Source organism: Serratia marcescens (genome assembly GCF_029846115.1).
Classification (GTDB): Bacteria; Pseudomonadota; Gammaproteobacteria; order Enterobacterales; family Enterobacteriaceae; genus Serratia; species Serratia marcescens_L.
This window is the reverse complement of record NZ_JARVZZ010000001.1, coordinates 1042037-1060256: the sequence shown is the minus strand read 5'-3', so window position 1 is coordinate 1060256 and position 18220 is coordinate 1042037. Positions and strand designations below refer to the sequence as shown.

The window sequence follows — 18220 nt, the reverse complement described above, 5'->3', positions numbered from 1 at the left end:
CAGCGTATTTTACTCAGGCGTTGGCCGGTTTCAGCGCCGGCGTCTGCGCACGCAGGAACGGCAGCAGGAACAGCGCCGACAGGCAGGCGGCGATGGAAATCACCACGAAGAAACCGTTCCAGTGCCAGATCTCCATCACCCGCGCAATCGGGTAGCCGGACAGCGCCGCGCCCAGGTAGGCGAACAGGCCGACGAAACCGGTCGCCGCGCCCGCCGCATCCTTGTGCGAGCACTCCGCCGCCGCCATGCCGATCAGCATCTGCGGGCCGAAGATGAAGAAACCGATGGCGAAGAAGCAGCAGGCCTGCAGCAGGTAGGTCACGCCGGGCATCAGCCACAGCGCCGCCACCGACAGGAAGATACCGATGGCGAAGATCAGGTTCATCGGGCCACGGTTGCCGCGGAACAGTTTGTCGGAGCCCCAACCGGCCACCAGCGAACCGATAAAACCGCCCACTTCAAACAGCGAAATGGCCGAGTTGGCGGTCATCAGCGAATAGCCCTTTTCCTGCGTCAGGTAGAGGTTGCCCCAGTCGTTGATCGCGGTGCGCACGATGTACACCAGCACGTAAGAGACCGCCAGCAGCCAGATGTACTTGTTGGTCAGCACGTAGCGTTTGATGATCTCGCGGTTGCTCAGCCCCTGGCCTTCCGATTCCTGCACCAGCTCCATGGCGTCGTTGCGCCATTTGCCGACGCTCGGCAGCCCCAAGGTGGATGGCTTATCGCGCAGGCGCCAGCACATCAGCAGCCCCAACACCACGCCGATGATGCCGGGAATGATCATGCCGTAACGCCAGCTGAAGTGCAGCGAGATAAAGCCCACCAGCAGCGGGATCAGCGCGCCGCCGACGTTGTGCGAGGTGTTCCAGATCGCCCACCAGCCGCCACGCTCGGAGCGCGAATACCAACTGGTGAGGATTTTGGAGCACGGCGGCCAGCCCCAGCCCTGGAAGAAGGCGTTGAGGATCCACAGCGTGCCCAGCATCAGCAGCGACGAGCTGAGGCCGAAGAAGATATTCAGCACCCCGGTCATGATCAGGCCCAGCCCCATAAAGTAACGCGGATTGGAGCGATCGCTGATCATGCCGGAAATGAATTTCGAGCAGCCGTAGGTGATGTAGAACAACGTGCCGAGGATGCCGACGTCGGACATCGTCAGGCCCAGATCGCTCAGCATCGCCGGCATGATGAAGTTGAAGCTTTTGCGCGTGAAGTAAAACGCGGCGTAGCCGATGTACATGGTGCACATCAGCTGGATGCGCCAATATTTGTAGCTGGCGTCGATCTGCCGTTGATCGGTGACCTGCGGCGCGTCCGAGCGGCTTTTAAGGAAAGACCACATGTGGAACCTCAGAGGATTGAATAAAGTGCCGCTATGATGCTCCTCGCGCGCGCGGGCGGCTTACGCCGGATTCCCGACGCGGTTAGGAGTTTTTCCTAGTTTTGCGCTTGCGCCGGTGAAACTGTGGGCAAGATCACACTCAAACAGGCGCCCCGTTCAGCGGTGAACCGCAGGCTGCCGCCGAGGGCGCTGATGCGCTCCTGCATGCCGCGCAGGCCGTACCCCGGCTGATGGTTTTCCGCCTCGAAGCCCACGCCGTTGTCGCGGATGGTCAGGGCGATCAGCGGCGCGGCGCCTTTGCGCGGCTGCAGGCGCGCGTCCAGCTCCAGGCGGCTGGCGCCGGCGTGGCGGCACACATTGGTCACCCCCTCCTGGCACACCCGGTACAGCGTGATTTTCAACGTTTCATCCAGCAGCTCGTCCGGCACCTGCCATTGCAGGCTGCTCACCAGCGATGCGTCCTGCGGCAGCGACTCCCGCAGCATCGCCGCCACCGCCGCCGACAGCGGCAGGTTATTCAGCGCCGCCGGCCACAGCTGGGTGAGCACGTCGTGCACCCCGTCGTAGACCCGCAGCGCCAACGCATCGATGGTGTCGGCGCAGCCGATCACCGCCGGTTCCGGCGCCAGGCGCTTGACGATGCTGGCCTGGGTGCGGATCACGGTGATGGTCTGCCCCACTTCATCGTGCAGCTCGCGCGCCACCTCGCGCCGGGTTTGCTCCTCCGCCGTCACCAGCGCCCGCGCCAGCTGCCGATTCTCCGCCAGCCGCAGCCGCAGCTGTTGATTCAGTTCGCGCTGGCGCTGAATGCCGGCGCCCAGCAGCAGCCCGGTCAGGCTTTGGGCCAACAGCGACAACAGCAGATCGCGGTGCGACTCCGGCTGCGGCGGCTCGTTGACCATCAGCGCCACGCCGTTGAGCAGCGTCGCCAACAGCGCGCCCTGCCAGCCATAGCGGTAAGACATGAACACGATAGGAATGGCCAGGCAGAACGGCGCGAAACGCCGCAGCTCGGCGGCGTTCACCTGTTGCTGCAGCCAGATGCTGAACGCAAACAGCAGCAGATAGCTGGCCAGGTGGCCCAAACGCAGCTCCACCGGCTTGTGGATCAGCCCCGGTTCCAGCGGCACCCAGATTTGGCGCGCCAGATAGTGCCACAACAGCAGGCAGGTCGGCGCGATGGTGAAACCGCCGGTCAGGCCGAGCAGCAGCGCGCGGGCGCCTTCGCCGCTCACCAGCTGCCATACCAACGCCTGCAGCAAGGCGGCGGCGGCGACCACCGCGCCCTGCAACAGCGGCCAACGCCATTCGCTGTCGCTCTGTTGATGGCGCAACAGCCACGGCGAGGCCAGCAGGCTGAGCAGCACCGTCAACACCAGCACCGCCACCGACGCCCACAGCGCCGGGCCGTAACCGAACTGATCCGCCAGCAACGCCATCAGCAGCAGATCGGCCAGCAGGATCCCCGGCCAAAAACGGTACGGGCTCTGCAGCAAAATGCCCATGCGCAGGCCGAACGGGAACAGCAGCAGCGCCTGCCAGGGCGGGTCGATCAGCGCGGTGCCGATGCCCCACAGGCAAAACGCGCTGGCGGCGTAGATGAAAAACAGCGCCAGCTGGGTGATCAGGCGCTGCGTCACAGGTTCAGCATCCGTCTGGCCAGCTCGACGTTGTTGTTGATGCCCAGCTTGGCGAACAGATTGGCACGGTGCACATGCACCGTCTTCGGCGACAGCCCCAAGGCGGCGGCGATCTCGCGCACCTCCTGGCCCTGCGCCAGCAATAGCGCGATCTCGCGCTCGCGGCGGGTCAACGGATCGACCCTCACCCGCGCCAGCTGCTGCGCGATTTCCGGCATCAGGTAGACGCCGCCGCCCGCGACGGTGCGCACCGCGGTGATCAGATCTTCCGGCTTGCAGCGCTTGGAGAGGAAGCCGCTGGCGCCGCGATCCAGCGCCATTTCCACCAGCGCCGGGTTATCGTGCATCGACAGCATCACCACGCGGATGCCGGAGGGAATGTCCGCCAGCAGATCCAGCCCGCTGCCGTCCGGCATCGAAATGTCGCAGATGCAGATTTCCGCCTCCAGCCCCGGCAGGCCGGCGCGCGCCTGCGCCGCGCTGCTGAACTCGCCCACCACCTGAATATCGGCCTCCAGCGACAGCAGCTGCACAAAGCCCGAACGCACAATGTCATGATCGTCGATAAACGCCACGCGCAGGGTCATGGAAATCTCCGGTTAGAAGGGGAAGTGCGCAAGTATACCGTATGCACACACCGGAATAATTGATGAAGAGAATGTATTGGGTGAAATTACCGGGTGCGCAAGGCAGGCACCCGGCGGGAGAGGTTACAGGCGGGCAGGCGCCGTTTTATCCTGCGGCAGATGGCACCAGTTGTTTTTATCCACGATGCCACCATCGGGAGACGTGTAGCCGAGACAGCCGAGGATAGTGTCAAACAGCTCGACGTGGCGATGCGTTTTGCCGATGCGTTGCTGCGCCTGCAGTTGCTCAAAGGCGCTGAGGTGCTGCGGGTTCTCGAGGAACTTGTCCGACGCCCATACGATCATCGGCACGCGGAACTGCTCCGGCGGCGCCATTTCGCGCGGCGTACCATGCAGGTGCGTGTTCTCGCCGATCGATTCGCCGTGATCGGCGGCATAGAACACGATCGCCTTCTTGTCGCGCACCTGGTCGATCACATTACTGATAAAGCTGTCGGTATACAGCACCGTATTGTCGAACGCATTGATCAGCTGCGCCTTGGTGCAGGAATCATCCACCCCCATACACTCCGGCTGATAGCGCGCATAGCTGCGCGGATAACGCTGCGAGTACAGGTAGTGCGAGCCTTTGGTATGCAGGATCACCAGGTGCTTGCCCTTCGGATAGCGCGCCAGCGACTCCTTCATTTCATCCACCAACAGCATATCGTCGACCGCCTTGCCGTCGTTGCGCTTCTCGGACGCGATCATCTCGCGGAACGAATAGTTGTTCACCTCGGTGTTGTTGTAGAACCACACCTCGCTCTGCATGGCGAACAGCTCGGAAGAGAAGCCCAGATCCTTCAGCACCGCGAACACGTTCTGCTCTTTCAACGTGCGCTGCGGATTATCTTCGGTGCCGCCTTCGCGCACGAACATACAGCGCAGCGACAGCTTGGTGGCGGTGTCGCACGACTCGCCGCGAAACGCCACCAGATTCTTCTCTTTAGACAGCCGCGGCGTAGTATCGCGCTCATAGCCCAGCATGCCCATATGATCCCAGCGCGTGGTCTCGCCGATGATGAACACCACGTAGGTATCGTCGATATCCGCCGGCGGTACGTAAGTGAAGTGTTTGCCCGGATCGAACATCGTGCTCTGGTCCTGACTTTCGTCATAACGGGTGTAGGCAAACAGCCCTAGCGCCGACAGCCAGTTGGACGGCAGATACGAGTGCGCCACCACGCCGCCGTAGCTCGGCAGATCGACGTTGGAGAGCTTCTCTTGCACGCTTTGCTCGTCGTCCAGCATGCGCAGCGGCAGCCAGACCAGTGCCACCACCGCCAGCAAGACCAGCAGCGGCTTGATGCGATGACCAGGGGTTTTCAGCTGTTCGATCAGGGTGTAACGCAGGCCGTTTTTCCAGATCAGCAGCAGCGGCAAGGCGCTGAGCGCCACCATCCACAGCACGAAATGCAGACCAACCACCTCTTTCGACAGATCGATGTCGGTGGTCATCACCGACACCACGATACCGTAACCGATCACCACGTTGAAAAACGTCATGTAGTAGCTGGCGGCAACAGAAATCAACACCAGCAGCGAGGCGACGATGCGATAAAACAGCCGGCCGCCGAGCGATACCAGCCGCATGATGAAGAACGTAAACAGGACGATAGCGATGACTTCCGTCACCGCCGAAATAAGCTTAATGCCCTGAATGCCGTGCGCCAGCGAATCAAAACGGCGATAGAAAACGGACAGGTTTAGAAATATGCCGATATAGATCGCTAACAATAACGATAAATTCTGCTGTGATAGCGATTTAACTTTGTTCATGTAACGCGGTGGCTCCGGGGACGGTGTAGCGGTTCTGACTCAGTCAGACACTGATTGCGGCTTCTGGTTCAGCCAACCGGCAATAAGCGTTATTTTGCGGGTAATAATCAAGAGAATTCTCACAAAACGGACAAAATTTACCGTTTTTTTGAGCGATTTTCAGGCAGGGCACGCAAGAAAATGGAGGGATAAACCCTCCATTTTTTCCAGATTTCGGCAAAAATCTTACTTAACGTTCAGAGTCACATCGATATTTCCACGGGTGGCGTTGGAGTATGGGCACACCACGTGCGCCTTTTTCACTAAATCTTCCGCCACGCTGCGCTCGATGCCCGGCAGCGAGATATCCAGCTGCACTTCGATGCCGAAACCGTTCGGGATTTCACCGATGCCGACGGTACCGTCGATCTTGGCTTCGGCCGGGATTTTGACCTTTTCTTTCGCCGCGACAAACTTCAGCGCGCCGAGGAAACAGGCCGAGTAACCGGCGGCGAACAGCTGCTCGGGGTTGGTGACTTCGCCGCCGGCGCCGCCCATCTCTTTCGGCACGCCCAGTTTCACGTCCAACACGCCGTCGGAGGAGGTCGCACGGCCGTCGCGGCCGCCGGTTGCGGTGGCGTGAGCGCGGTAAACCACTTTCTCAATAGACATCGTTCATTCCTTCTTGCTGGTTGGCGAGATGACTACGGCTTCCACGAGGTAAAGCCGGTCACATATTTATCTTTTGCGATTAAATCGCGCACTACTTATTTTAGGCACTTATTAACCAGTGTAGACCACCCGCGCCGTTCTTGCGTCCGGCGGCGGCGGGTCAAATCTGATCGATCAGGCTGCCGCGCAGCTTTTCCAGTTGCTGTTTGAGCGAGACGATCTCGTCCAGGCTGCAGTCGGTGGCGCACATCACCGCCTCGGGCACCGATTGCGCCCGCTCGCGCAGCGCGCGGCCGGCTTCGGTCAGGGCGATGATCACCTGCCGCTCGTCGGTGGTGGCGCGATAACGCACCAGCAAACCGGCGGTTTCCAGCCGCTTCAGCAGCGGCGTCAGCGTGGCGGAATCGAGGAACAGCCGCTCGCCGATATCCGATACCGTCACCCGATCGCGCTCCCACAGCACCATCATCACCAGGTATTGCGGGTAGGTGAGTTCGAGCTGGCTCAACAGCTTGCGATAAACTTTGTGCAGCGCCAGGTTGGCGGAGTACAGCGCGAAACAGAGCTGCTGATCGAGCTGCAGCAGGTTCTTCGCCTTGGGTTGTTCGGTCTCGGTGCTTTTCATGTGTGTGAATATAGATAGTGCACGATGTAATCGCAAGCTATTTCTTGTGAGGTATGCTACATTTTTTTCATGCAGAGGATGCTCGGAGGGAAAGGAAATGACGAACACGCTTGCAGAACGCGCGCGCCGCTACGCCACCAAGGCGCATGCGGCCATCGATCAGCGCCGCAAATACACCGACGATCCGTACATCGTCCACCCGCAGGCGGTGATGGAGCTGGTGCGCAGCGTACCGCACACCGAAGAGATGCTGGCCGCCGCCTGGCTGCATGATACGGTAGAAGACACGCCCACCACCCTCGGCGATATCGACAGCCATTTCGGGCCGAAGGTGGCAGAGCTGGTGCGGATGCTAACCAACGTCAGCCACGCCGAGGACGGCAACCGCTTCGAGCGCAAAAACCGCGATCGGCGCCACAGCGCCGGCGCATCGCCGCAGGCCAAAACCATCAAGCTGGCGGATCTTATCGACAACACCCGCTCGCTGCTGGACTACGACAGCCACTTCGCCCAGACCTACCTGATCGAGAAACAGCGCCTGCTGGAGGTGCTGACCGAAGGTGACCCGACGCTGTGGCGCCAGGCCAGCCATATCGTTGAACAGGGGCTGCTCAGGTTGCAGCAGCCGCCGCACAACGTGCCCGCCAGCTGGTTCGAGCACGCACGCCGGCGCTACCGCGAGAGCGACGCGGCCTGATCAGAAGGTCACCACCGTTTTCAACGCCGTCACCCAAGCGTCCTGCGTCTCGCTGACGCCCGCCGGGTGATGCCAGTACTGCAGGCCCGGCTGCAGCTGCAGCCACGGCGTGACGTTAACCCGGTAATACAGCTCCGCCGTCACCGAGTGGCCCGGTACCGGCCGGTAGTTCGGATCGTGATAATCGCTGATGCCGCTCATCTGGTTGAGATAACGCTGATTGTCTTTATAGCGGTCGCTCAGTTTCACCACCGACACGCCGAGCCCCAACCAGTCGTCCGGCCGCGCATCGAACAGCCCGCGATAGCGAATGCCGGTCGAGGTAGACCAGTGCAGGTAGTTGCTGCGCTGATCTCCCAGCCCCAGGCTGTAAAACACGCTCAGACCGCGGTTGACGTCATCCGCATGGCGCGTCACCTGCTGGTTGAAACCGGTATACAGGAACCAGGTGCGATCGTGGCTGCGATAGCCCTGCGGATCGCTGGCGCCCGGCCCGCCGGACACCCCTTCATAGAGATCGCTCTGGCGCGCGTTGGTGAACAGCACGCCCAGGTTATACACCCCCGGCAGCTGGTTGACGGCGTGGGTTTTCAGCTCCAGCTCCATCGGCAACAGGAAGCCTTTGCTGCCCTTGGTGGACCAGCTCCAGGCGTGGCTGCGGCTGGGGGCGCTCGGGTTCTGCTCCATCACGCCGCCCTTGAGGGTCAGGCCGTCGGTCAGCTTGTATTGCAGCGTGGTGCCCCAGTAATGCACGTTCCAGTTGTACCAGGTCAACGAGTTGGCGGACTTGCCGCCGCACAGCGTCAGCGTCTGAAAATCGCAGGGAATGATCTGATCGAAATCCTGCACCTTGTTCATCATGCCGATGCGCCACTGCAGCCGGCGATCGAGGAAGGAACGGCTGAAGGTCAACCAGCCCAGTCGGGTAATCGACTGCCCGCCAAAGCTCTCCTGCGACAGATCGGTCAGGCCGACGCGCGGATCCTGCAAGCGATCGCGGGTCAGGTTGTTATCATGGTTGCGGTTGACGATATTGCCTTCGATCGCCGCGTCCGGAATGCCGGTCAGCGCCTGCAAATCCTGGCTGAAGGTCAGCGAGAACTGGTCGATGTACGACGCCTGTTTGTCGTGGTTGTAACCGCCGCCGGCGTTATACGACAGCTGGCTGAGGTAGCCGAGGTTATAGTGGAAGCCGTGATCCTCCAGGATCGGCCTGATCCCCAGCATATCCCCCAACAGCCCGGGCTGTGGCGGCTCAAAGCCGAGCGCCACCCCTTCCCATTTGGCGGTGGGGGCTTCGACGTCCTTGCCGGTTTGCAGCGTTTCCGCCTGCGCCTGGCTACAGAGCAGCGCCAGCGCCGCCAGGGTCATGGAACGAGGTAATAAGCTTTTCATCATTATTATATTTCTCCGCATAACGGCTGACTGCGGGCAACAGCATTCCCTGGGAGAGAATTTCCCATCATGAACAGCAGCGAATAACGTTAGGTTAACGCCCGGCGCTTGCCGCCGGGCTTAGAGGCTAGCGCCGGTCTTTCAGGCTGGCGCCGTTGCTGTGGATCACATCGCGATACCAATAGAAACTCTTCTTGCGGCGGCGCTCGAGGCTGCCGTTGCCGGCATCGTCCCTGTCGACGTGAATGAAGCCGTAGCGCTTCGACATTTCCGCCTTCGAGGCGCTGACCAGATCGATCGGCCCCCAGCTGGTGTAGCCCATCACCTCGACGCCGTCGTCGATCGCTTCCGCCACCTGCACCAGATGGTCATTGAGGTAGTTGATGCGGTAGTCGTCGTGGATGCTGCCGTCGGCTTCGACGCGGTCTTTGGCGCCCAGCCCGTTCTCGACGATGAACAGCGGCTTCTGATAGCGGTCGTACAGCACGTTGAGCAGGTAGCGCAGCCCGATCGGATCGATTTGCCACCCCCACTCCGAGCTGGCCAGATGCGGGTTCGGCACCATATCGAGAATGTTGCCGCGCGCCGTCTCGTACTGCGCCGGATCGGCGGTGACGCAGCCGCTCATGTAATAGCTGAACGAGATGAAATCGATGGTTTCGCGCAGCGTTTGCCGATCTTCCTCGGTGATCGCCACCTGAATGCCGTTTTCACGGAAGAAGCGCTGCATATAGGCCGGGTAATAGCCGCGCGCCTGCACGTCGCCGAAGAACAGCCAGTCGCGGTTTTGCCGCTGGGTTTCCAGCAGATCTTCCGGCTTGCAGCTCAGCGGATACAGAATGCCGCCCAGCAGCATGTTGCCGATTTTGCCCTCCGGCACGATCTCGTGGCAGGCCTTCACCGCTCTGGCGCTGGCCACCAGCTGATGGTGGATCGCCTGATAGATGGCGCTCTTGTCGCTCTCCTGCGGCAGGCCGACGCCGGTGAAGGGCGCGTGCAGCGACATGTTGATCTCGTTGAAGGTCAGCCAGTGTTTGACCTTGTGCTTGTAGCGTTCGAACACGGTGCGCGCATAACGCTCGAAGAAATCGATGGTGCGGCGATCGCCCCAGCCGCCGTAGTGCTTCACCAGGCCGTAAGGCATTTCATAGTGCGACAGCGTGATCAGCGGCTGAATGCCGTACTTCGCCATCTCGTCGAACAGCCGATCGTAAAACGCCAGCCCGGCTTCGTTCGGCGTCTCTTCGTCGCCCTGCGGGAAAATGCGCGTCCAGGCGATCGAGGTGCGCAGGCACTTGAAGCCCATTTCGGCGAACAGCGCGATGTCCTCCGGATAGCGGTGATAGAAATCGATCGCCACGTCCTTGATGCCGCTGTCGCCCGCCGTGCGCGGCGTAATGGCGCCGAAGATGCCCTGCGGCTGCAGATCGGAGGTCGACAGCCCCTTGCCGTCGGCCTGATACGCGCCTTCTACCTGGTTCGCCGCTACCGCGCCGCCCCACAGAAAATGTTGCGGAAACTTGCCGTTCATCGCTTGCTCCTCAATTAGCGTAATAAAGTCAGCAGCGGCGCCTGTTCCTGCACCGGAGACAGGCCGCTGGTCAACACGTCCACGTAGTCATCGCTGTTGCTGATGATGATCGGCGTGGTGGTGTCATAGCCGGCGGCATGGATCGCCGCCTGGTCGAACTCAATCAGCAGATCTCCTGGAGCGATCCGCTCACCTTCCCGCACGTGGGCGGTGAAATGCGCCCCGTCCAGCTTCACGGTATCGATGCCGACGTGGATAAGAATCTCCGCGCCGTCGTCTGATTCGATGCCGATGGCGTGTTTGGTTTTGAACAGCGACGCCACGCTGCCGCTGACCGGCGCCACCACGCGCCCCTGCTGCGGCGCGATCGCCACCCCTTTCCCCAGCAGGCCGCTGGCGAAGGTCGCGTCGTTCACCTGATCCAGCGGCACAATGTCGCCGGCGATCGGGCTGAGAATGGCCTGTTTGCGGTTAAGCGGCGCGGCGGCTTCAGGCTGCGCCGCGTCTTCCGCCGGCGCAACGCCGAACAGGTAGCTGGCCAGCGCGGCAAACACGAACGACAGTAGGGTGCCGCCGATCGCGCCCCATACCGTGGCGTCGATGCCGCCGCCGGGGATAATCTGCGCGAAGGTGAATACGCTCACCAGGCCGAACGAGTAGACCGAGGTATGGAAGTAGCCGATCACCGCACCGCCCAGCGCGCCGCCGATGCAGCCGAAGATGAACGGGCGTTTGTTCGGCAGCGTGACGCCGTACACCGCCGGTTCGGTGATGCCGAAGATCCCGGCGCCGATGGCCGAAGCGGACAGCGCCCGCAGCTTGGCGTCGCGGGTGCGCAGCATCACGCCCAGCGTGGCGCCGACCTGCCCCATCACCGCCGGCAACAGCAGCGGCACCATGGTGTCGCGCCCCAGCACGCTCAGGTTATTGATCATCAACGGCACCAACCCCCAATGCAGGCCGAAGATCACGCACACCTGCCACATCGCCCCCATAAAGGCGCCGGCGATGATCGGGTTGAAGGCGTAAATGCTCTGATAGCCGTTGGCCAGCAGGTGGCTGAGCCAGGTCGCCGCCGGGCCGATCAGCAGGAAGGTCAACGGCACGGTGATCGCCAGGCACAGCAGCGGCGTGATGAAATTGCGCAGCGCGCTGTGGATCACCCGGTTAAACAGCGGCTCCAGGCGGCAGGATACCCAGGCCGCGAAAATGATCGGGATCACCGACGAGCTGTAGTTGATGAAGGTCAGCGGAATGCCGAAGAAGTATTCGCGCACCGCCCCCGGCTGCTGCGCCGCTTCGAACGCCGCCATCATCAGCGGGTGCGTCAACGCGCCGCCGATCGCCATGGTGACGAAGGGGTTGCCGCCGAATTTTTTCCCGGCGGTGTAGCCGAGCATGATCGGGAAGAAGTAGAACAGCGAGTCGCTGGCGGCGAACAGCATTTTGAAGGTGCCGCCGCTCTCCAGCAGCCAGCCGCAGGCCAGGCTCAGCGCCAGGAAACCTTTCAGGATCCCCGAAGCGGCCATCACCCCGAGCAGCGGAGTAAAAATGCCGGACACCAGATCGATAAAGCGGCTGAGCAGGTTGTCTTTTTTACCGTCCGCATCGCTGCCGTTCGACGCACCTTCGGCCAACCCGCCGACCCGATTGACCGCGTCGAACACCTCCGCCACGTGGTTGCCCACCACCACCTGGAACTGGCCGCCGCTCTCCACCACCATGATGACACCGGGGTTTTTCTTCAGCGCTGCCGCGTTGGCGCGGCTGTCGTCACGCAGCTTGAAACGCAGGCGGGTGGCACAGTGCACCAGGCTTTTCACATTGTCGCGGCCACCGACGCCGGCCAAAATCTCACTGGCTAATGTGTCATATTTCATACGGTTATCCTTAGACTTCGCGTTCTGCCGCTCCCCTCCCCGCGCTGGCCTGGCGCTGAGGCGGAATTCGGCGCAAAAAAAAACCTAAACCTCGCGGCCTCTGCCCCATCGGGGAACAGAAACGCGAGGTTTAGGTTTTGCCTGCCGTAGCAGTAACAACCCTAAATCGGTTGAGTTATGACGTTAACACCGCGGATTTTGCCGGGGCAAGGCTTTGCGCCGGCAAATTGCCGAACTGTGATCGCTTATACAAAATGGCCTCAATGCGCGAAATAATGCATGCCACCATCTACCGGGATCACCGCACCGGTGATATATCGCGCGAGCGGGGAACAAAGAAACGCCGCCAGATAGGCCATGTCTTCCGGTTCGCCGAAGTAGCCAATCGGGATATGTTGCGCAATGAACGCCTGGCGCGCTTCATCACAAGCGTATAAGCGCTCGCGGATCTGTTCACTGTTGATGCGCCCCGGCTGTAACGTATTGACGGTAATCCCCTGCGCAGCCACATCACCGGCCAATCCTTTGGCCCACAGATGCAATGCGCCCTTGGCGGCGCTGGCGGCGCTCAGGTTGCGCGGCTCCATCGAGCCGCTGATGTTGATAATCCGGCCCCAGCCTTGCGCCTGCATGGCCGGCAACAGCGCCTGAGTTAACCGCCGAGCCGGCGTGAAGTTCAAAGCAAAGGCGTCATCCCAGCTGCGATCGCTGTCGTTCAGCGTCGTGGGGTGAAACGCGCCGACCGCGTTGATCAGAATATCGACGGTCCCCACCTGGCGCAGCGCCTGCGCCGCCAAACGGGCGAGAGCCTCAGGCTCGGTCACATCGGCAACGATCACCAGCGGACGCGCCGCCCCTTGCCGTTCCACCTCATCCGCCAAGACCTGCAGCCGGTCACCGCGTCGTGCGGTGGCCACTACCTTGACCCCTTGAGCGGCCAATACCCTGACCATGCCGGCACCGATCCCTTCGCTGGCGCCCGTGACCAATGCCGTGCGTTGCTGCAATTGCAAATTCATAAGAAACCCTAATTGAATAATTCAATTTAAAAGGAAACGTTCACACATTGAATCACGCCGTTATTCGTGTGAATATTCCCGAAAATCGCATCATCAATGTGCAGGAATTCACCGATGTTTGACTGGCAGGATTTAAAATACTTCGTGGCGCTGGCGCGCACCGGTTCGTTGTCGGCGGCATCGCGGGAGTTGGGTTGCGATCACGCCACCGTCGGGCGACGCGTAGCGGCGCTGGAACAGGCGCTCGGCCTGCGTTTGATCGTACGGCTGCCGCGCAGCACACCGTTGACCCAGGACGGGCAGGCGATTGCCGGGCTGGCGGCGGAGATCGAGGCGCAAAGTCAGGCTATCGCCCGCCATGCGCGCAGCGCTGGCACAATGCCCCAGGCCGACGTGCGCATCAGTGCGCCGCCGTCGATCGCCGCGCATATTCTCGCGCCGCGCATCACCGAATTTAATCAGGCTTTCCCACAAATCGTCGTGACGCTGGCGGGTGAGTCCGCGCTCGCCGAGCTGGATCGCGGCGAAGCGGACATCGCCGTGCGCATGGTGCGCCCGCAGCAACCGGAGCTGCTGACGCAACGCATCGGCATGATGCGCTACGCGCTGTACGCCGCGCCAGAGCACGCCGCACTGCCCGATGCGGCGCGCCGCTTTCTCGCCTATGACCATCACTACCAACAGCAGCCGCATCAGCAATGGCTGCAACAGCTGTTACAGGGGCGACCCGTGGTCTTTCAGGCCAGCGATCTGTTTTCACTGCAGCAAGCGGCACGATCGGGGTTAGGCGCCGCCGTTTTACCGACGTTTGTCGCCGATGGCGATCCGGATCTGGTCCCGTTGCCCACGGCAAGCGCCGCGCCAACGCGCGAGCTTTGGCTGGTGACGTATCCCGATTTGGCGCGCACCGCCGCCGTGCGCGCGGTGATGAATTTCCTGGTCGAAACGCTCGGCAAAACGTGCCCATTGCCGGCATAAAGCATCAGCATGACTAATATAAATACTGGACAAAAGTCACGCGGGGGATTATTACTGGTCAACGCTTAATCGAAAGTAGGGATGGCAGTCACCATGGTGTTGCGTACTGATGTAGGACGGATTCTGATCACTGGCGCCGGCGGCCGGGTAGCCACGGCGTTTCGTCAGGCAATGGGCGATCGCTACCCGCTACGATTGGCGGAACGGGATATCAGCCTGCTGCGCGATCTGCAGCCCGGCGACGAAGTCATCAGCTTCAACATCGCCGATCTCGACGCCTGCCGCGCGGCCTGCGCCAATATCGACACCGTGTTGCACCTGGCGGCCGATCCCTCCCCCGACGCCGACTTCTGCGGCTCGTTGATGGACAACAACATTCTCGGCACCTTCAATATCTTCCGCGCGGCGAAAGACGCCGGTTGCCGCCGGGTGGTGTTCGCCAGCAGCGCACAGGCGGTGGAAGGCTATCCGCTCGATTACCAAATCCGCCCGGACGACGCGCCGAAGCCGAAGAATCTGTACGGCGCCAGCAAAGCCTTCGGCGAAGGCATTGCCGCCTACTTCGCCCATCAGGAAGGGCTTTCCGCCCTGTCGGTGCGTATCGCCAACTTCACCACCCTCAGCCCGGACGATCGGCTCAGTGCCCGCGACATGAGCGCGTTTCTCAGCCATCGCGACGCCGCCGATCTGCTGGAGCGCTGCATTCGCATCGAAGGGGTGCAATATGCGGTGGTGCACGGGGTTTCCAACAACCGCTACACGCGTTTATCGCTGGAAGAAACCCGCCGCCTGCTGGGTTACGCCCCGCAGGACGATGCGTTCAGCCTGCTCGGCTTTGCGTAGGTGCGGCGAGCAGGCCCGCCGCATCTGCGTATTTAGCCGTTGGCGTAAGCGACTTTTGCGGCGGTGCGGCTGGTGAACAACACCAACAGCAGCGCCAACCCGGCGATAATCGCCCCCATCACCGGCACGAAGCTGTAGCCCAAACCGGCGGAGACCACCGCGCCACCGGCGGCGGCGCCCAGCGCATTGCCCAGGTTGAAAGCGCCGATGTTGACCGAAGACGACAGGCCCGGCGCTTCGCTGGCCACGCGCATCACGCGCATCTGCAGCGGCGGCACCACGGCGAAGGTCGCCGCGCCCCAAATCACCATGCTCACCGCAGCGCCGATGTCACTGCGCGCCAGCAGCGGGATCACCAGCATGATGGCCACCAACAACAGCAGGAAGCCCTTCAGCGTCGCGCTCTCGGAACGGTCGGCGAACTTGCCGCCCAGGTAGTTGCCGATCGAGAAACCGACGCCGATCAGCACCAGCATGGTCGTCACGAACAGCGGCGTCGCCTCGGTGATGTGCTGCAATACCGGCGAGATATAGGTATAGAGCGTGAACATCGCGCCCGCCCCCAGCACGGTGGTCAGCAGCGCGGTCAGCACCTGCGGCCGCACCAGCACCGACAGCTCGCGTTTCACGTCAGGGCGCGCGCCGGCGCTGCCTTTCGGCAACGAGAACCACAGCCCCAGCATGGCGATCACGCCCAGCCCTGCCGTCGCCAGGAACGACATGCGCCAGCCGATGGTTTCACCCAGCCAGGTCGCGGCGGGCACCCCGCCGATATTGGCGATGGTCAGCCCCATAAACATGGTCGCCACGGCGCTGGCCTGTTTCTCTTTCGGCACCACGCTGGCGGCCACCACCGATCCGAGGCCAAAGAAGGCGCCGTGATTCAGGCTGGTGATGATGCGCGACAGCATCAGGGTGGTGTAATCCGGCGCGATGGCCGACAGCACGTTGCCCAGGGTAAAGATCGCCATCAGGAAAATCAGCGCGCTTCTGCGCGCCCGGTGCGACAACAGCAGCGTCATCAGGGGCGCGCCGACCATCACGCCGACGGCATAGGCGCTGATCAACATGCCGGCCATCGGAATGGAGACGTCCACCCCTTTGGCGATAGTCGGCAGCAAGCCCATGGGTGAGAATTCGGTAGTGCCGATGCCGAACGCCCCTACCGCCAGCGCTAACAAGGGATAATTCACTTTCATGCAACAACTCCGGTTTACCGCTGCCGAAGCGCGGGAACAGTTAAGATGCCGAAAGTATGACATTGATCACACCAAAGATAAGCAGGCGGGAGGCTAAAAGACTTTTGCAAATTTGTTAAAAGTACGTGGCAAGATCGGCGTAGGGTACCAGGGTTGCTTTACCGCGATCGCGGCGATGCGTGCGGAGGATGGTGATCGTATGTCTAAATGGTAAGCGCCAGGGAAGTCACTCCGCACTTGGGTTATTTATCCCCCGCATCCCATATTCGGGTAAATCCAATGAAAAACCTATGATATTACTTACTGACTATGCGCTATCGGCGATAGCGTGGAAAACGTCAGCTCTCACTACATGACTAAGAAGTGCGTAATGAAATTAGTCAACCAAATTAATTTTTATATATTTCGGATATGAATTATAAAGAAAAAATAGACACCATTAATGCCAGAGCACAGAAAATAAAACCAACATAATGAAATAAAAAGATATTTAATCGAAAATTATCAAAGCAATTAGATTTAAAAATAATTATCAAGAATGAATTAAGTTTATAAATAAGTTGACATTTAAAAGTCAAAAATACAAATAAAAAAGTCAAAACATCCAAATAGAGAATGGAAAAAACACCTATCCTCTATATTCACGCCAATGGGTTGAATATATAAGCGAACATGTAAATATCTTTATGTGCGGCGCTATGGTGGCGCCGCTTTGATTAAGGAAAGATCGTATGTCTAAATCACCTATTGGCACTACAGCCACGACAGGGCAGAAATGCCCGGAAAGCGGTGTGTGGGAAGTGGTTGGCAAACCCTCAACCACAGCGCCAATCGCTAAAGGCAATATCATGCCTCCCTATGGCGGCAAAGGCGTCACCTGGAAATTGATCCAACACGCCTAATCTGAGCCCATCCAGCCTCTTTCTTTGAAAGAGGCTCTTTATCTGACTATCGGCACCGCATCATTTAGCGCTTTTCATTGCGCACTTTGCCCGAGCGCATTTCGATATTCCGCTGCAGTTCGCGCAGCCCGCCGGCCAGGAAGCAGGCTTCCGCCAGCACGAACAGCGGGCCGATGATGAGGCCCGTCACGTCGTCCATAAACGCCGGTTTTCGCCCCTCCCAGAAATGCCCGACAAACTGAAACAGCCAGCCGATGACAAAGCCGCCGATACCGACGCTCAGCCACGCCACCGTCGACAGCGACGCCACCCAGGCGCCGAACACGAGGCACAGCAGCAGCAACGCCAGCATCATGATGCCAAGGCGCAGGTTCAGCCGCAGGTAATAGAGGGCCGCGACAATAACCACCGCGCAGGCCGGCGAAAACGGCAGCCCTCCCGCGCCCCACGCCGGCCGGGAGAGCAGCGCCAGCAGGCTGATGACGATCAACGGGATGCCGATAAAATGCGTGGCGATATTGCGCGCATCGCGGTGATAGGCGGCATAAGCGGCAAGTTGATCTTCCAGATTTCGCATGTTGACCTCCGGTATGTACGGCCTTCGTCGCCGAACGCGCGCCGCCGCATGCGGCTGCCCTTACCCATAGCTTAGCGCGGGATCACCAAGACCGGTTGGCCAATCTCATCCAGCAGGCCGCGCGTGACGGAGGCGTTCAGCCAGCGCCCCAACGAAGACAGGTGGCGGTGCGAGATGATCAGCAAATCGCAGTTGAACAACGCCATCTGTTCCGGGATCACCTCGATGGGCGCCCCCGCAGCCAGCAGGCCCTGGGCGTTGAAGCCCATCTGTTTCAACGCCCGCGTCACCTGCCCGACCTGCTTTTCCGCCAGCGCCTCTTCGCGCTGGGCGGCGGGATATTCTTCACGCTCGTCGCTGTCGAAACGCAGGCCGCTGCGGCTAAGCGTGAAGGCATTGTCTACCACCGTCAGTACGATCACGCCGCCGATGCTGCCTTGCAGGCGCGCCATCAAATCCAGCGCGTTGCCGCTGTGTTCAAAGCAGTCCACCGCCAATAACACTCTCTCAATCATAACCATCCTCATTCGCCC

17 protein-coding genes are annotated in these 18220 nt (G+C 60.8%); 4 read left to right on the top strand and 13 right to left on the bottom strand.

Going from position 1 to position 18220, the window contains the following annotated elements; all coding sequences use genetic code 11:
* Positions 1-13: 13 nt before the first annotated feature.
* The 6 genes from QDT79_RS04900 to QDT79_RS04875 form a co-directional block, all read right to left on the bottom strand.
* Positions 14-1345: an MFS transporter gene (locus tag QDT79_RS04900; protein WP_107227505.1), complete on the bottom strand. Its 1332-nt coding sequence runs from the start codon at positions 1343-1345 to the stop codon at positions 14-16.
* A 95-nt stretch (positions 1346-1440) separates the two neighbouring features.
* On the bottom strand, positions 1441-2985 hold the full coding sequence (gene uhpB, locus QDT79_RS04895; RefSeq protein ID WP_063989110.1) for a signal transduction histidine-protein kinase/phosphatase UhpB: 1545 nt from the start codon (positions 2983-2985) through the stop codon (positions 1441-1443).
* Positions 2982-3572 carry a response regulator transcription factor UhpA gene (gene uhpA / locus QDT79_RS04890; protein ID WP_038875895.1) on the bottom strand — a complete coding sequence of 197 codons (591 nt, stop codon included), beginning with the start codon at positions 3570-3572 and terminating at the stop codon, positions 2982-2984. The genes uhpB and uhpA overlap by 4 nt, the downstream gene beginning before the upstream one ends.
* Positions 3573-3695: 123 nt before the next feature.
* The gene (eptB, locus tag QDT79_RS04885) at positions 3696-5390 is read right to left on the bottom strand and encodes a kdo(2)-lipid A phosphoethanolamine 7''-transferase (protein WP_063989111.1); all 1695 of its coding nucleotides are present in this window, start codon (positions 5388-5390) and stop codon (positions 3696-3698) included.
* A gap of 225 nt (positions 5391-5615) precedes the next feature.
* Positions 5616-6041 (bottom strand): organic hydroperoxide resistance protein, encoded by a 426-nt coding sequence (locus tag QDT79_RS04880; protein ID WP_004934114.1) that lies wholly within the window; start codon positions 6039-6041, stop codon positions 5616-5618.
* A 160-nt stretch (positions 6042-6201) separates the two neighbouring features.
* Entirely contained in the window at positions 6202-6666 is a 465-nt protein-coding gene (locus tag QDT79_RS04875) for a MarR family winged helix-turn-helix transcriptional regulator (RefSeq protein WP_049202597.1), read from the bottom strand.
* 97 nt (positions 6667-6763) lie between these two features.
* Here QDT79_RS04875 and QDT79_RS04870 point away from each other — a divergent pair, with 97 nt between their 5' ends.
* Positions 6764-7363 (top strand): HD domain-containing protein, encoded by a 600-nt coding sequence (locus QDT79_RS04870; protein ID WP_049274352.1) that lies wholly within the window; start codon positions 6764-6766, stop codon positions 7361-7363.
* On the opposite strand, the gene QDT79_RS04865 is transcribed toward QDT79_RS04870, so the two are convergent.
* The 4 genes from QDT79_RS04865 to QDT79_RS04850 all read right to left on the bottom strand — a co-directional run bounded on the left by QDT79_RS04865 (position 7364) and on the right by QDT79_RS04850 (position 13188).
* The gene (locus QDT79_RS04865; RefSeq protein ID WP_369803993.1) at positions 7364-8734 is read right to left on the bottom strand and encodes a carbohydrate porin; all 1371 of its coding nucleotides are present in this window, start codon (positions 8732-8734) and stop codon (positions 7364-7366) included.
* Positions 8735-8885: 151 nt separating this feature from the next.
* Positions 8886-10289 carry a glycoside hydrolase family 1 protein gene (locus QDT79_RS04860; RefSeq protein ID WP_038875902.1) on the bottom strand — a complete coding sequence of 468 codons (1404 nt, stop codon included), beginning with the start codon at positions 10287-10289 and terminating at the stop codon, positions 8886-8888.
* Positions 10290-10303: 14 nt separating this feature from the next.
* Entirely contained in the window at positions 10304-12169 is a 1866-nt protein-coding gene (gene bglF / locus QDT79_RS04855; protein ID WP_107227506.1) for a PTS beta-glucoside transporter subunit IIABC, read from the bottom strand.
* A gap of 260 nt (positions 12170-12429) precedes the next feature.
* Positions 12430-13188: an SDR family NAD(P)-dependent oxidoreductase gene (locus QDT79_RS04850; protein WP_063989114.1), complete on the bottom strand. Its 759-nt coding sequence runs from the start codon at positions 13186-13188 to the stop codon at positions 12430-12432.
* Positions 13189-13302: 114 nt separating this feature from the next.
* Here QDT79_RS04850 and QDT79_RS04845 point away from each other — a divergent pair, with 114 nt between their 5' ends.
* Entirely contained in the window at positions 13303-14166 is an 864-nt protein-coding gene (locus tag QDT79_RS04845; protein WP_308316246.1) for a LysR family transcriptional regulator, read from the top strand.
* A gap of 93 nt (positions 14167-14259) precedes the next feature.
* The gene (locus QDT79_RS04840; RefSeq protein WP_308316245.1) at positions 14260-15009 is read left to right on the top strand and encodes an NAD-dependent epimerase/dehydratase family protein; all 750 of its coding nucleotides are present in this window, start codon (positions 14260-14262) and stop codon (positions 15007-15009) included.
* Positions 15010-15041: 32 nt separating this feature from the next.
* On the opposite strand, the gene QDT79_RS04835 is transcribed toward QDT79_RS04840, so the two are convergent.
* Positions 15042-16208: an MFS transporter gene (locus QDT79_RS04835; protein WP_063989117.1), complete on the bottom strand. Its 1167-nt coding sequence runs from the start codon at positions 16206-16208 to the stop codon at positions 15042-15044.
* Positions 16209-16939: 731 nt separating this feature from the next.
* Between QDT79_RS04835 and QDT79_RS04830 the strand changes: the two genes are divergently transcribed.
* Positions 16940-17110: a hypothetical protein gene (locus QDT79_RS04830; protein ID WP_165384400.1), complete on the top strand. Its 171-nt coding sequence runs from the start codon at positions 16940-16942 to the stop codon at positions 17108-17110.
* 64 nt (positions 17111-17174) lie between these two features.
* Here the strand turns inward: QDT79_RS04830 and QDT79_RS04825 are convergent, their stop codons facing one another.
* Positions 17175-17687 carry an Mpo1 family 2-hydroxy fatty acid dioxygenase gene (locus QDT79_RS04825; RefSeq protein ID WP_130018479.1) on the bottom strand — a complete coding sequence of 171 codons (513 nt, stop codon included), beginning with the start codon at positions 17685-17687 and terminating at the stop codon, positions 17175-17177.
* A gap of 71 nt (positions 17688-17758) precedes the next feature.
* Positions 17759-18202, bottom strand: a complete 444-nt coding sequence (locus tag QDT79_RS04820; RefSeq protein ID WP_308316244.1) for a universal stress protein — start codon at positions 18200-18202, stop codon at positions 17759-17761.
* Positions 18203-18220: the final 18 nt, after the last annotated feature.